The organism is Streptococcus suis (genome assembly GCF_046032115.1).
In the GTDB taxonomy this organism is placed as follows: Bacteria; Bacillota; Bacilli; order Lactobacillales; family Streptococcaceae; genus Streptococcus; species Streptococcus suis_AJ.
The window spans coordinates 1-15004 of the sequence record NZ_JARQOZ010000046.1; the positions used below are offsets into that span (position 1 = coordinate 1).

Consider the following 15004-nt stretch of genomic DNA (forward strand, 5'->3'; position numbering starts at 1 on the left):
TACCGTGGCGATTTTTCTTTTTGAAAGTTTGAAAAGCTATGATGGGTAGGGCATAACCAACTACGGGAATGATTCAAATGTAAAATAATTTTGCTATTTATAAAAAATTCTGCTATAATAGTTCTTGTATCAAATCCTATGGGGTTGTTACGGATTCGACAGGCATTATGAGGCTTGTTCTGCAACTCATCGGCAGATGTAAAAATGCCAGTTAAATATAACTGCAAAAAATACAAACACTTACGCATTAGCAGCTTAATAACCTGCCTGCGTGACCAGTCGCGAATTGCTTGTGTTTGCTGATTGGTCTTAAAATAGCAAGCTACGTTGGGATTGAGTCAGGCAGTTCCAAAAGAGATTTACTGACTCGCTTGGTCTAGGTTTGAGTTATGTATCGAGTTCAAGTTAAAGCAAGACATAACCTATGGTTGTAGACGAATAAGTTAGCAGGTGTTTGGACGTGGGTTCGACTCCCACCAGCTCCATATATGGAAGATTACTCAAGAGGCTCAAGAGGCCGTGTTGGAAACGCGGTAGGCGTGTAACAGCGTGCGTGGGTTCGAATCCCATGTCTTCCGTATGTTATTGAAGAACGACTGATGGTCGTTCTTTTTTTCTTGTATAAAATGAAGGTTGAATATTGATAAAGTTCACTTTTTGTTAAAAATGTCTTGTGTTTTTGCTAAAATGTGGTATGATAGATGACAATATACTCATGGAAGAGGTGTTGTTGATGGTAAACGTACATGAATTAGCGAAAACGGAATTGCATTGTCATCTGGATGGCTCATTGTCCCTCGGAGTCATTCGACAATTGGCACAGATGGCTAAAATCACTATTCCTGCAGAAGATGAAGCATTAAGAAAATTAGTTAGTGTTCATGGAAAAGTTGATAGTTTAATGGCTTATTTAAAGTTATTTGATTTTGTTCGCCCACTCTTACAAACTGCATCAGCTTTAGAATTGGCAGCCTATGATCTTGTACGACAAGCTGCAAGAGATAAGATCATTTACATTGAGGTTCGTTTTGCACCAGAACTGTCGACGGATAAAGACTTGACTATTTTAGAAGCGGTCTCAGCAGTTTTGGTTGGACTAAACAGGGGGCAGGAAGATTTTGGAGTGGTTGCTAAACTTTTGGTTTGTGGTTTAAAGCAAACGAATATGAATCAAACGAAGGAACTCTTTTCGGCTATTGCTGATTTGGCACCAAAAGGACTTGTGGGATTTGATTTCGCAGGAAATGAAGCGGACTATCCCACGGAAGAACTTCGGGATATTATTCAATTTACTCAGTCACTAGGTTATCCCATGACTTTCCATGCCGGAGAATGTGGATGTGTGACCAATGTGATTCAAGCTCTTGAACTTGGGATTAGAAGGATTGGTCATGGTACAGCACTTACTCACAATCCTGAAGCTATCCAAGCTTTTGTCAATAGCGGAGCAACACTTGAAATGTGTCTAACATCGAATCTTCAAACTGGTGCAGCTGATTCGATTGAATATTTTCCATATCGTGAGCTAGTTGAGGCAGGAGCAAACATCACAATCAATACAGATAATCGTACCGTTTCTAATACTACACTTAATAGAGAATATCAGTTATTTGTAGAATATTTTGGGACTAGCAAGGCTGATTTTTATCGCTTCAATCAAAACGCTATTCAGGCAAGTTTTGCCAGCGAAGAAGAAAAGAAAGTTTTGTTGGAACTCCTAGACCAACAGTATTAAGAAAAAAGCTCTATACCAGTCGATTAGACCAGTAAAGAGCTTTTTATTGTAGATTTAATTTCTTTGTCATAATGAAGTGGGTTCCAAAGTAGTAAGCAAAAGCTAGGATAATATTGACTAATGCTAAGACTGGACTTGGATAGAGAGAAAATGGTGTAGAATAAGCTGTTCCTAGGTTGCTTAGGACAAAGAAAGTGCCAAATACTCCAGTAACGATGAGAATGCCGATATACGTCAAGATTGCAAAGAGGAAGCGATGATCCTTGAATAATTGACCGACAGATATAGAGAAGTAGATCAAAAGGATACCAGTAGTAATTTCAATTAAATAATAGACAATCTGACTGAATAGAACTGTCCAGTCGATATCTTGAACAAAAGTTTGTATTTCTGGCATAATAGCTTCTTCGCTTGCTACTAGAATGACTGCAAGGATGATTCCGATTGAAAGTAAACAAGTAATCCCTGCCAAGATATACCAAACAATAGATGCAAGCAGTTTGCTTAAGATGATTTGATGGCTAGATACGGGCAAGGTCATAGTGAGATAACCTTGTCGGCCATAAACATTTTTTCTAAAACGATTGATGACTAGGACAAATGTTGATAGGAAGAGTGCCGCAATCAAAACTCCGAAAGTCATAAAGGAGGTTCCCAATAAGACCATCTCTCCACCGCCAGGTTCAGTATTTCCAGCCTGTGTACGTAGGGCCAACGCTTGTAGCCAAAAACCAAGTACTGCTGATAGGGCTACAGCTGCAATATAAATTCCCAAATACCATTTACCTACGGATTGAAATTCGTATTTCAATAATTTTTTAAACATAGCAATCTCCTTCTAACTAAGCCTTAAAATCTTGGCGGAAGAGTTCGTCAATAGATTCTCCGCTTTCAATTCGCAAGTCATCTACATTCCCATGGCGAATAACGCTTCCGTAATGGAGGAAAATAACCTCGTCCAAAATTTGCTCAACATCTGAAATTAAGTGAGTAGAGATAATAACAGAGGCAGTCGGAGAGTAGTTGTTGACGATGGTTTTTAAAATGTAGTCTCGAGCGGCAGGGTCAACACCACCAATTGGCTCATCTAAAACATACAGCTGCGCTTGACGACTCATCACCAGAATGAGTTGGACTTTTTCCTTATTCCCCTTAGAGAGATGTTTCATACGACTGTTTAAATCAATGCCCAAATCTTGTAAAAGATGGAGAGCACGCTCCTTATCAAAATCAGCGTAAAAATCTTCAAAAAATGTAATTGCTTCGAGCACTTTCATATGCTCATCGAGATAAGTCGTATCTGGGAGATAAGACACAATTGCCTTGGTTTCTGGCGATGGGGTACGACCATTAATCAATACTTGACCATATTCTGGTTGCAACAGACCGTTGATCAATTTAATCATGGTCGTTTTACCCGAACCATTTGGTCCCAAAAGTCCTATGATTTTTCCAGCAGTCAGCTTCAAATTGACATTATTTAGGGCGACAGCTCCACCATAAGATTTTGAAACTTGTTGTAGCTCAACCAAAGTATATGCGTTATTCATAAGTGACTCCTTTCAAATAATCATCTAACTGGCCAGTGAGGTCGTCGTGTTTGAACCCCAAATCTAACATATTGTTCACAAAATTCTCGAGTTCCTTTTGTGCTAAATGTAGGCGAGTTTGTGTAATCAATTCTTGATTATCTGTTACAAAACGACCTGTTGTGCGAACCGAGTAAACAAAGCCTTCCGTTTCTAAATCAGACAAAGCGCGCTGAACGGTATTTGGATTGACGCCAGCAATTTCGGCTAAGTCACGAACAGTGGGAAGTTTATCTCCAGATTTTAATTGATTAGTCACAATCTGCAATTTAATAGTATTGCTGATTTGAATATAGATGGGGATGTTATTATCAAATTTCCAAGCCATAATCATTTCCTTTCTAGGATGACACCGTGTTTATGTCTTATCTTAATAATACAATAAACTATATAAATTAGCAAGAAAAATGTTTTGAATTTTTAAAAAATATTTTTGGATAAATATTTGATATAATAGAAGAAACATGAAAAGGAGAATACCATGCTGGCACAATTAGATACAAAGACAGTTTATACCTTTATGGATAGCATGGTGACGATAGAAAATTATGTAGGCAGGGCTAAAGAGCTTGGTTACCACGCATTGGGGATAATGGATAAAAACAGTCTTTATGCAGCCTATAGTTTTATGGAATCCTGTAACAAAATAGGGCTTCAACCAATTATTGGTTGTGAACTGGACTGGAAATTACAGGGAGGGGAGCAGGACGTCACTACTCAATTGATTGCTCTGACAACCAGAGGTTATCGCAATCTATTGAAAATTTCGACTGCTAAGATGACAGGGCAAGATGATTTTGAAACCATTCGTCAATATTTAGTCGACATAGCAGTGGTTGTTCCTTATTTTTCTGGCATTGAGCACCTTGAGTTAGGTACTAACTATTATATCGGAGTGACGGTTGACACACCAGTTCAAGACTTTAAGCAAGCAATACTCCCAATTCATACGGTTCGTTTTTTTGAAGAGGAACAATTGGAAAGTCTACAGGTTCTCCATGCTATTCGAGATAATATTCCACTTAATCAAGTTGCAGATATAGATAGTCGACAAAAGCTTTTATCGGCTGATAGCTTAACCAATCTATTTTCGAATCGGTTTCCGCAAGCAGTTGATAATTTACGTGACTTGGTTGCAGGGATTTCTTATCAATTAAATACAGATTTAAAATTGCCGCGTTTTAATCGTGACAGACCTGCAGTGGAAGAATTATACGAGCGCTCCTATCAAGGATTAGAAGAGAAGGGCTTGACTAATTCACTGTATAAGGAACGCTTGGAAAAGGAATTATCCATTATTCATCAAATGGGATTTGATGATTATTTCTTGATTGTATGGGACCTACTTCGTTTTGGACGTAGCCAAGGGTACTACATGGGAATGGGGCGCGGTTCAGCTGTTGGAAGCCTAGTTGCCTACGCCTTGAATATCACAGGTATCGACCCAGTTAAGCATAATCTTCTCTTTGAACGCTTTCTCAATGCTGAACGTTATTCAATGCCCGATATTGATATTGATATTCCAGATATTCATCGAGCAGATTTTATTCGTTATGTACGAGATCGTTATGGTTCAACCCATGCTGCTCAAATTGTAACCTACTCGACATTTGGAGCTAAGCAGGCCATTCGTGATGTATTTAAGCGTTTCGGAACACCTGAATATGAGTTAAGTAATATAACCAAGAAAATTTCATTTAGAGATAGTCTTACTTCTGCCTATCAGCGAAATGCCGCTTTTCGTCAGATTATCAATAGTAAGATAGAGTACCAAAAAGCTTTTGCGATTGCTCAACAAATTGAAGGGCAACCCCGACAGACTTCTATACATGCAGCAGGGATAGTGATGAGTGATGAGGAGTTGACAGATACCATCCCTCTTAAAATAGGGGATGACATGCTGGTAACCCAATATGATGCACATGCTGTTGAGGCGAATGGTCTGTTGAAGATGGATTTCCTTGGCTTACGAAATCTGACCTTTGTGCAAAAAATGGCAGAAGGAGTACGTGAACGTTATCAGCAGGAAATTGATATTGCCAAGATAGATTTAGAAGACAAGAAAACCTTGGAACTTTTTGCTGCTGGTCGGACTAAGGGAATTTTTCAATTTGAACAGCCTGGTGCGATTAGCCTGCTTCGAAGGGTCAAACCTGGTCGATTTGAAGATATAGTTGCAACAACGAGTTTGAATAGACCAGGTGCCAGTGACTATTCCGATAATTTTGTCAAACGAAAACATGGGCAGGAAAATATTGACTTACTGGACCCGTCTATTGCACCAATTTTAGAAGGGACCTATGGCATCATGCTCTATCAGGAGCAGGTCATGCAGATCGCTCAGGTCTATGCAGGATTTACACTGGGCAAAGCCGATTTGCTTCGTCGAGCCATGTCCAAAAAAAATGCCCAAGAAATGCAGGCGATGGAAGCCGAGTTTTTGGCAGGTGCGCATGAGCGTGGGCATGAGGAAGGGAAAGCCAGAGAAATTTTTGCCATGATGGCCAAGTTTGCTGGTTATGGTTTTAACCGTAGTCATGCCTATGCCTATTCGGCACTGGCCTTTCAGATGGCTTACTTTAAGAGCCATTACCCCGATGTCTTTTTTGATGTCATGCTCAATCATTCTAGCAGTGCTTATATTGAAGATGCGATGCAGTTTGATTTTGAGGTAGCTCGACTCACGATTAACAATATTCCTTATCACGATAAGTTTGATAAAAGTAAGGTTTACCTAGGATTAAAAACACTAAAAGGTTTGCCTAAAGATTTAGCTCTATGGATATTGGATCATCGTCCCTATAAGTCTGTAGAAGATTTTATTTTGCGCTTGCCAGATAATTTAAAGAAAAAAGATTTACTGATCCCTCTTATTCAGATTGGTTTATTTGATGATTTTGATGCCAATCGTAAAAAGATTATTGAAAATCTAGACAATCTCTTTGTCTTTGCAGAGGCGATTGGTACATTTTTTGCAGAGGAGAGTTATAGTTGGACAGATGTAGAAGATTACAGTGACAGCGAAAAATTTATGCTAGAGCAGGAATTGCTAGGTGTCGGTATTAGTCCGCATCCTTTAGTCACTATTTGTCGAGAGTCTAAGCGTAGTTTTACAGATTTGGCTGATTTAGCGGTTGGCAATCGAGCAACCGTTCTTGTGCAGATTCAAGCTATTCGATTGATTCGTACCAAAAAGACTGGGGAGCAGATGGCATTTCTTCGAGTGACAGATACCAAGAGGACGCTTGACGTAACTCTTTTCCCAGAATCTTATCGCCAATACGCTTCTATTTTGGAAGAAGGGGGAATGGGCTACATCACAGGTAGAGTGCAAGAGCGCGATGGACAGTTGCAATTAGTTCTAGAAAAATTAGAGCCTGTCAGTTTGGAGAAATTTTGGATTCTTTTGGAAAATCGAGAACACGATTATGCCGTTGCTCGTATTTTGGATAAATATAGAGGAAGCATTCCAGTAGTGCTTCATTATCAAGATAGTAATCAGACAATTCAGGCTGAGCATCACATGGTTATGAAAACGCCTCAATTAGAAGAAGAGTTAAGTGAATTTGTTATGAAAACGATTTTTCGATAAAAAAATAGCAAAAAGTCAAGCAAGTTTAGGTTAAGTATGTTATAATAGGGCAGTTAAAATGAAAAGTTAAAGGAGCATTAACGAATGAAACGTATTGCTGTTTTGACCAGTGGTGGTGATGCCCCTGGTATGAACGCTGCTATTCGTGCAGTTGTTCGCCAAGCAATTTCAGAAGGAATGGAAGTTTATGGAATCAATGAAGGTTACGCAGGTATGGTTGCGGGTGATATCCATGAATTGTCTGCACGTTCTGTAGGTGATGTTATTTCACGTGGAGGAACATTCCTTGGTTCAGCTCGTTATCCAGAATTTGCCAAATTAGAAGGGCAACTTAAAGGGATTGAGCAATTGAAAAAACATGGTATCGAAGGTGTAGTTGTTATCGGTGGTGATGGTTCTTACCACGGAGCAATGCGCTTGACGGAGCATGGTTTCCCAGCTATTGGTGTACCTGGTACAATTGATAATGACATCGTGGGTACAGATTTTACAATCGGTTTTGATACAGCTGTAACTACAGCTATGGATGCTATTGATAAAATCCGCGACACTTCATCAAGTCACCGTCGTACTTTCGTTGTTGAAGTAATGGGACGTCATGCGGGAGACATTGCTCTTTGGGCTGGTATTGCATCTGGTGCTGATGTCATCGTGGTTCCAGAAGAAGAGTATAATATCAGTGAAATTGTAGAGCGTATTAAAGCTGGCTACGAAAATGGTAAGAAGCATAGCATTATTGTCTTGGCTGAAGGAGTTATGCCAGCTGCGAAATTTGCTGAAGAGTTGAAGGCAGCTGGTGATACTAGCGATCTTCGTGTGACTGAACTCGGTCATATTCAGCGTGGTGGTTCACCAACTGCTCGTGACCGTGTACTTGCATCTCGTATGGGCGCGCATGCTGTTAAATTGCTCAAGGAAGGCCGTGGTGGTCTTGCGGTTGGTATCCGTAATGAGCAAATGGTTGAAAATCCAATTCTTGGTACAGCTGAAGAAGGAGCATTGTTCAGCTTGACTGTAGATGGTAAGATTGTTGTGAACAATCCACATAAAGCTGACTTAGAAATGGCTGAATTAAACCGCAACTTGTCAATCTAAATTGACAGTTTCATTATTTGTTATTAAGGGTCAAAAGACCATTAAATATAAAGGAGTTTTGTTAAGATGAATAAACGTGTAAAAATCGTTGCAACCCTCGGACCTGCGGTAGAAATCCGCGGTGGAAAAAAATTCGGTGATGATGGTTATTGGGGTGAAAACCTTGATGTTGAAGCATCAGCACAGAAAATTGCTCGATTGATCACTGAAGGTGCAAACGTATTCCGTTTCAACTTCTCACATGGTGACCACAAAGAGCAAGGTGAGCGTATGGCAACTGTACGCCGTGCGGAAGAAATTGCTGGTAAAAAAGTTGGTTTCTTGTTGGATACAAAAGGTCCAGAAATCCGTACTGAGTTGTTTGCTGACGATGCTAAAGAATATTCATACAAAACAGGTGATGTTCTTCGCGTAGCTACTAAACAAGGTATTCAATCAACTAAAGAAGTAATCGCTTTGAACGTTGCAGGTGCACTTGATGTATTTGACGATGTTGAAGTTGGTAAACAAATTCTTGTTGACGATGGTAAACTTGGTCTTAAAGTTATCGAAAAAGATGCTGAAAAACGTGAATTTGTTGTTGAAGTTGAAAACGACGGTGTGATTGCTAAACAAAAAGGTGTAAACATTCCTTACACTAAAATTCCTTTCCCAGCTCTTGCAGACCGCGACAATGCCGATATCCGTTTCGGTTTGGAACAAGGTTTGAACTTCATCGCGATTTCATTCGTTCGTTCTGCTAAAGATGTTGAAGAAGTTCGTAACATTCTTAAAGAAACTGGTAACGAGCACGTTCAATTGTTCTCAAAAATCGAAAACCAACAAGGTATCGACAATATTGATGAAATCATCGAAGCTTCAGATGGTATCATGATCGCACGTGGTGACATGGGTATCGAAGTACCATTTGAAATGGTTCCAGTTTACCAAAAAATGATTATCACTAAAGTGAACGCAGCTGGTAAAGCAGTTATTACAGCAACAAACATGTTGGAAACAATGACTGAAAAACCACGTGCAACTCGTTCAGAAGTATCAGACGTCTTCAACGCTGTTATTGACGGTACTGATGCAACAATGCTTTCTGGTGAGTCTGCAAACGGTAAATACCCAGTTGAGTCAGTTCGTACAATGGCAACTATCGCTAAAAACGCACAAACTCTTTTGAACGAATACGGTCGTTTGAACTCAGATCACTTCAACCGTGCATCTAAAACAGAAGTTATTGCATCTGCAGTGAAAGATGCTTGTCACTCAATGAACATCAAATTGGTTGTAACAGTTACTGAAACTGGTTACTCAGCTCGTTCAATCTCTAAATACCGTCCAGATTCAGATATCTTGGCAGTAACTTTCACTGAAAAAGTTCAAAAATCATTGATGTTGAACTGGGGTGTGATTCCAGTTGTAACTGAGAAACCAGAATCAACTGACGATATGTTTGAATTGGCAGAAAAAGTTGCTAAAGAACAAGGTTTGGTTGAATCAGGTGATGATATCATCATCGTTGCTGGTGTGCCTGTAGGTGTTGCAGGTTCAACAAACACTATGCGTGTTCGTACAGTAAAATAATCAAAAAGGTCCTCTTGGACCTTTTTGTCGTGATTATGGAAATAGACTATGAATTTCTTTCAAACGCTTGTTTATAAATATTTTCTTGGGGGATGTGGAAATAAAAATAAGTCGTAAATAGAATAGTTTATTCAAATTTTTGATGATAAACGGAGGAAAGATGAACATTCAAGAACGATTTTCTTTGAGAAAATCAGCGGTTGGCTTGGTCTCAGTCTCTTTGCTATGTGCTATTCATACATCCACTGTTGCTGCAGATACAGTTGTTACAGGAGTGAATGAAATAATTGAAGAATCACAAGTCAAGGATGAGGCATCTATTGAATCAGAAAAAAATGAATCCCTAGATGGTTCTAATCTTGAAATTGTAGAGGAAATAGCAGACAACATCCCATCACCTGTTATCGCTGAAGGAGAAGTAGCGGTAGAGATGAAAGTTGACGGAGGGATCGAGAATGTAGTTTCTAGAAATGATACAGAAGTTACGACGAGTGAGCAAAATCAGATAGAGGTTGCTGAGACAAAAGAAATTTTGAATCAGACCAGTTATAAAACGGAGAGCGGCGAGCAACGACAAATTATATGGGTCCATGGAATTACTCCTCCTGCAATGGAACAAAGCGGTGGTTTTGTAAAGGAAAAGTATGGAGACTATTTAAACTATACAGCGCCATTTGAGGCAGGAAAAGGCTACTATGATACCAATAAAAGTCTCAATGCTTCATTTATTGACCTTAACCTATGTTTTGCGGCCGTGTCTTCCAACATGGTACATTGGTGGTTGGAACAGAATAGTTCCTATGTTGAGAGATATCTCAAGGAAAAAAATAGTACAGTAAATGTTGGGGAAAACTATGCAATAACGGACCTGCGTCGTTATATTGATTCGTTCCAGGATCAGCAAAATAGTCGAGTCTTTGACATGTTCAAAACTTACTACGGTTATCGTACAAATGGCTTTGTGTCAGATGCCTTAGTTGACTTGTTTATTAATGGATATAAACCTAAGGTACAGGGTGGTGTCAATCTGGAAGATAGCCAGTTAGTACCAGATAGTAGGGGTGGCTTTTTCTACGACGTTTTCAAAGAGAAGAAACTGACAAATCGTCTTTTCAGTGGTAGCTATGAGCGTTTTGGTGAGGATGTTCGAACTGTTTTGGAGAGCAAAGGATTACTCGGTCTAACTTATAGAACATTAGGCTATGCAACGCATATTGTGACGGTATGGGGTGCTGAGTACGATAATCAAGGTAAGATTAGGGCTGTCTATATCACTGATTCTGATGATCAACAAGAACAAATTGGTTTGAAGCGTATGGGAATCACTCGTGATGCTTCTGGAAATCCACGTTTGAATAATCATGTGAAAAATAATTCAGCTGGGGCGCTTTTGGATTATGTTCATACGATTCGTCTTGGTCAAGACTTATGGGAAGAATATTTCAATCCGCTCGCAAAAGCCAAAGAAATAGCTAGTCAGACACTAGCTGATACAAAGAAGGCGATGGTTCTGTCTATTCAAGGACAATCTGAATTATCAGAGTCGGCACGTGTAACATATCTTGAAAAGTTAGATAGGCTATATGATCAAGGTGTGTTAGCCATTCAAAAAGCAGACAGCTCTGAGCTACTTAATGTTGCGTTAGAGGATAGTTTAAAAAGTTTAGACTTCCCTATGTCAGCAGTTGGAGAAGCTCTGACAGCGGAGTTGCCAGCAGGCGAGCTTCCGCCCAATGCAGATGAAAATTCTCAGCTATCTCAAGAAATCCGCTCTGCAGATGGGAAAGAAGAAAAAGGGGATGTTGCCCTTGTTGTAGATAGTATCAATCAACCCGTCTTACCAGTAGACGACCAGGCGATATTGCCTGTAGCAGTCGTTGGTGAACCAGTACATGACGAACAGTTAGTTGCTAATGAAAACCAGAGCCAGTCAACTATAGCTTTAGGGGAGGAAACTCAAGTAGAGGGAAGCGATCTACCAGTAGTAGTTGATCAAGAAGCTGTGAAAAATGATGAGGTAGTCCCTGTGGAAGAGCTTCTTGAATCAGAAACAGTTGAGAATCAGAGGTCAGAACTTCTATCAGGTCCCATAGGTATGGAGGGGGTAAATGTAAAAGAAGAAGATCAAGTTGCGACGACCGCTACTGAACAATCAGCCACCTCTAAAACCACAACTGTCCAAGAACCTCTCGACGAACCGGCTAGTTCAGAAAGTGAAACCGTCTCCCAACCAACCCCAATTTCGTCTCCAGACAGGTCAGCTATTCCCGTTCAACCAGAAGCCACAGAAGTCTCTGTGGAGGTAGGAGAACCAGCTATTCCTCCTGTTGCATTGCTAGAAACGGTCTCTGCCCCAGTAGTCCAAGCACCTCTCGATGAACCAGCTAGTGCAGAAAGCGAACCAGTTGCCCAACCAGCCCCAATTTCGTCTCCAGACAGGTCAGCTATTCCCGTTCAACCAGAAGCCACAGAAGTCGCTGAGGAGGTAGGAGAAACGGATATTTCACCTGTGGTATTGCCCGAAACGGTCTCTGCCCCAGTAGTTGAAGCATCTCTCGACGAACCAGCTAGTTCAGAAAGTGAAACAATCGCCCAAACAGCTCCAATTTCGTCTCCAGACAGGTCAGCTATTTCCGTTCAACCAGAAGTCTCTGTGGAGGTAGGAGAAACAGCTATTCCTCCTGTTGCATTGCTAGAAACGGTCTCTGCCCCAGTAGTCCAAGCACCTCTCGATGAACCAGCTAGTGCAGAAAGCGAACCAGTTGCCCAACCAGCCCCAATTTCGTCTCCAGACAGGTCAGCTATTCCCGTTCAACCAGAAGTCGCTGTGGAGTCAGGAGAAATTGATATTCCTCCTGTTGCATTGCCCGAAACGGTCTCTGCCCCAGTAGTCGAAGCCTCTCTCGACGAACCAGCTAGTTCAGAAAGCGAAACCGTCTCCCAACCAGCCCCAATTTCGTCTCCAGACAGGTCAGCTATTCCCGTTCAACCAGAAGTCTCTGTGGAGGTAGGAGAAACAGCTATTCCTCCTGTTGCATTGCCCGAAACGTTCTCTGCCCCAGTAGTCCAAGCCTCTCTCGACGAACCAGCTAGTGCAGAAAGTGAAACAGTCATCCAAACTGAAACAACTTTAGTTCCTGTTGCTGAGGATATTCCAGCTTTACCTGGGCATTCAGCAATTCGTGTGGTCGAATCAGTAGCTACATCATCTACTATTTCTGAAAAACACAAGTTTGTAGATGGCGGAGTTTCTTCCGCATTAAAAGTGGATTCTGAGGGGGTTACTAATGAGTCGAATGCTCCTCGAGTTGAATTTCTGACAGAAGTAACGACAGAAAGCGTCTTGGCTGAAGCAGATAGGTCTTCAATCCTAACAGAAACAAAGGTGATTCAACCGAATACATTGATGAATGATTTGGAGAGTAAAGAAAAAATCTTGGGCCCTAGATCCAAATCATTGGACAGTGTTAAAATGGATATGAGTTCTCAGGAGATTGTATTGCCAGAAGTTCCAGAGAGAGAGCCTCAGATGTCCAGAAGAGAAATGGATGAAGAACGCAAAGAAACCGAGCTATTCGAGATGGTTGGATCTGTGGCAATTGTAGGAAGTACCTCTCAATCCTCAAATAATATGAGGGAATATGGTCAGAATCCGGCTCTTCACTCCAAAACGGATACAAAGCAAGTTTTAAGTGTGGAACAACCTTCAAAACCAAGTACAAATGCTTCTGGGCAGATTATTGGAGTTAGCCTATTAACTCTCTTACTTGGTAGTGTTTGGGGACTATTAAAAAAAGCAAGTAGAAAGCAATAATCGAGGGTTAGAGAGTGAATAATCAGCGATTATCTATTGTAAAATTTACTTCGGAAGTATATTAAGACTCATGAAAAATAGATAAAAAGCTGGGAAAATCCATTGCTATAAATGGGGAGTTCAATTACAATTATCTTGTAACAATCAACAGAATGCATTCAAAAAATTTGTTACGGACGAAAGAAACTATTCCAGTCGGATTAGTTCATCATATTACCATTTTATAGTTCGAGTTTGGGTAATATGGACATAAGATAATAGAAATTGGAGAAAATGTTATGAACTTTTCAAAGAAAATGAAAAATTTTGCCATGCTTTCAGTAGCTTGCATGAGTACAGGTCTTACAGCGCTTGCCCCTGTTGTTAGCGCCAATACAGCTGAATCAAATACTTACGTAAAATATAACACAAGAGAAACAGCTAATTACACTCGCAATTCATATGTGGATGTGAAATTGACACAACAAACTGGTGTTCCTGGTGCGCAAGTAGAAGTATTCTTGAAACAATACTATGACGAAGCGCCAGATGTTTACTTCGTTTTTGGGGAACATAACTGTATTCCACTTGAACGCACAGCGTCAGGATCCTATATTGCTAACTTGACAGATGAGAATTTGAAGGGCTCAAAAGATTTCCATGTTGAAATTATTAGCAAAATCCCTTACGGAACACATAAGCATATTGTAGAAAGTAAATCATTCAAACTAGAATCAAGTTTCCGTCGTTAAGATAAGATTTAAAATTTGTCGAAAATCCCCCTTTTTAATTGATGCTTTCAGTAACTATCGTAGAAAGCAACGACATCAGAAATAGTGGAAGACTGGACTCAGGTTCAGTCTTTTCATATTCAACTAATCTCGAGGATAGGATAATTTGTAGTTCATAATGCTAAATCATATAATAGATTAAAATCAGAAAATGTTGACGGTGAGTTTAGGGGTGTTGTTTATAATAATAGTGTAGTGGCTGGTATACTAGATAGAAGTATTCTAGTTATTACAAAAGAAAAAATTTGTGATGTGCACCACAAAGGTAATAGTTCTATCAAATCTTATGTTATATTTGAAGAGAGGTAATAATATGAATAAACTCGGTAAAGCAGTTTTGGGTCTAGCCCTTGCTGGAGGCTTAGCTTTTCCTATGGCTTCTGCTTCGGCGCAAGCAATCTGTTTGTATGATGATGTTTTACTTCATCAGAATCTGACTGAAGTTCAGCGGAAAGTACTATTAGATGAAAAAGACGTCTGTCTTGCTTCGCAAAAAGCGGAGGCTGCAAGTCTCATCAATAAGAGTGATTTGTCTCCACGTCAGAAAGCCAAGTACTTATCACTGGTCGAATTTGGCAGTAGCACAGAAGTTTTAGCTCTCATAAATCACTTTTCTGAGCTCCCTAGTCAGTTCTGATATGATGTATCTAATATAGAGATAGTATTTGAATTGATATAGTCGCATGTTAAATTGTTTGAAACTAGGACAGTAGCATCCTAGATAGAAATAAGCAACGAGGTTCCCCCGTTGCTTATTGTATTATGGCTTCGAGCCAGTTTTTCTCGTAGAGAAAAACAAGAAAACCACCAGCTATGCTGGTGGCTGACAAGGCTTTG

At 40.1% G+C, this 15004-nt stretch carries 9 protein-coding genes, 1 tRNA gene, 1 other RNA gene and 1 pseudogene; 9 read left to right on the forward strand and 3 right to left on the reverse strand.

Features of this window, described 5'->3' with window-relative positions; translation table 11 throughout:
* Positions 1–140: 140 nt before the first annotated feature.
* The 3 genes from ssrA to add all read left to right on the forward strand — a co-directional run bounded on the left by ssrA (position 141) and on the right by add (position 1735).
* Positions 141–488, forward strand: a transfer-messenger RNA (tmRNA) gene (gene ssrA, locus P7J36_RS10460).
* A 2-nt stretch (positions 489–490) separates the two neighbouring features.
* A tRNA-Ser gene (locus P7J36_RS10465) sits at positions 491–578 on the forward strand.
* Between the two features lie 116 nt (positions 579–694).
* Positions 695–1735: an adenosine deaminase gene (gene add, locus P7J36_RS10470; protein ID WP_408552056.1), complete on the forward strand. Its 1041-nt coding sequence runs from the start codon at positions 695–697 to the stop codon at positions 1733–1735.
* Positions 1736–1778: 43 nt separating this feature from the next.
* Here the strand turns inward: add and P7J36_RS10475 are convergent, their stop codons facing one another.
* Genes P7J36_RS10475 through P7J36_RS10485 form a run of 3 tightly spaced genes read right to left on the reverse strand, consistent with a single transcriptional unit; the run spans position 1779 to position 3652 of the window.
* Positions 1779–2561 (reverse strand): ABC transporter permease, encoded by a 783-nt coding sequence (locus tag P7J36_RS10475; protein WP_408552055.1) that lies wholly within the window; start codon positions 2559–2561, stop codon positions 1779–1781.
* Positions 2562–2577: 16 nt separating this feature from the next.
* Positions 2578–3285, reverse strand: coding sequence for an ABC transporter ATP-binding protein (locus P7J36_RS10480; protein ID WP_014638281.1), 708 nt, complete (start codon positions 3283–3285; stop codon positions 2578–2580).
* The gene (locus P7J36_RS10485) at positions 3278–3652 is read right to left on the reverse strand and encodes a GntR family transcriptional regulator (RefSeq protein ID WP_014638280.1); all 375 of its coding nucleotides are present in this window, start codon (positions 3650–3652) and stop codon (positions 3278–3280) included. Before P7J36_RS10485 ends, P7J36_RS10480 begins: the two co-directional genes overlap by 8 nt.
* Positions 3653–3805: 153 nt before the next feature.
* Here P7J36_RS10485 and P7J36_RS10490 point away from each other — a divergent pair, with 153 nt between their 5' ends.
* The 6 genes and pseudogenes from P7J36_RS10490 to P7J36_RS10515 all read left to right on the forward strand — a co-directional run bounded on the left by P7J36_RS10490 (position 3806) and on the right by P7J36_RS10515 (position 14804).
* On the forward strand, positions 3806–6916 hold the full coding sequence (locus P7J36_RS10490; protein WP_408552054.1) for a DNA polymerase III subunit alpha: 3111 nt from the start codon (positions 3806–3808) through the stop codon (positions 6914–6916).
* An 84-nt stretch (positions 6917–7000) separates the two neighbouring features.
* Positions 7001–8011: a 6-phosphofructokinase gene (gene pfkA, locus P7J36_RS10495; protein ID WP_408552053.1), complete on the forward strand. Its 1011-nt coding sequence runs from the start codon at positions 7001–7003 to the stop codon at positions 8009–8011.
* Between the two features lie 66 nt (positions 8012–8077).
* Positions 8078–9583, forward strand: a complete 1506-nt coding sequence (gene pyk / locus P7J36_RS10500; RefSeq protein WP_408552052.1) for a pyruvate kinase — start codon at positions 8078–8080, stop codon at positions 9581–9583.
* A gap of 160 nt (positions 9584–9743) precedes the next feature.
* A pseudogene (locus tag P7J36_RS11575) lies at positions 9744–11715 on the forward strand (IdeS/Mac family cysteine endopeptidase); the annotation flags it as partial.
* Positions 11716–13675: 1960 nt separating this feature from the next.
* Positions 13676–14128, forward strand: coding sequence for a hypothetical protein (locus P7J36_RS10510; RefSeq protein WP_408552050.1), 453 nt, complete (start codon positions 13676–13678; stop codon positions 14126–14128).
* A gap of 352 nt (positions 14129–14480) precedes the next feature.
* Positions 14481–14804, forward strand: coding sequence for a hypothetical protein (locus P7J36_RS10515; protein WP_408552049.1), 324 nt, complete (start codon positions 14481–14483; stop codon positions 14802–14804).
* Positions 14805–15004 lie beyond the last annotated feature (200 nt).

Bases quoted from the DNA above. Each gene is read 5' to 3' on its own strand.
- add (WP_408552056.1), top strand. From the start codon at position 695: ATGATAGATGACAATATACTCATGGAAGAGGTGTTGTTGATGGTAAAC.
- P7J36_RS10475 (WP_408552055.1), bottom strand. From the start codon at position 2,561: ATGTTTAAAAAATTATTGAAATACGAATTTCAATCCGTAGGTAAATGG.
- P7J36_RS10480 (WP_014638281.1), bottom strand. From the start codon at position 3,285: ATGAATAACGCATATACTTTGGTTGAGCTACAACAAGTTTCAAAATCT.
- P7J36_RS10485 (WP_014638280.1), bottom strand. From the start codon at position 3,652: ATGGCTTGGAAATTTGATAATAACATCCCCATCTATATTCAAATCAGC.
- P7J36_RS10490 (WP_408552054.1), top strand. From the start codon at position 3,806: ATGCTGGCACAATTAGATACAAAGACAGTTTATACCTTTATGGATAGC.
- pfkA (WP_408552053.1), top strand. From the start codon at position 7,001: ATGAAACGTATTGCTGTTTTGACCAGTGGTGGTGATGCCCCTGGTATG.
- pyk (WP_408552052.1), top strand. From the start codon at position 8,078: ATGAATAAACGTGTAAAAATCGTTGCAACCCTCGGACCTGCGGTAGAA.
- P7J36_RS10510 (WP_408552050.1), top strand. From the start codon at position 13,676: ATGAACTTTTCAAAGAAAATGAAAAATTTTGCCATGCTTTCAGTAGCT.
- P7J36_RS10515 (WP_408552049.1), top strand. From the start codon at position 14,481: ATGAATAAACTCGGTAAAGCAGTTTTGGGTCTAGCCCTTGCTGGAGGC.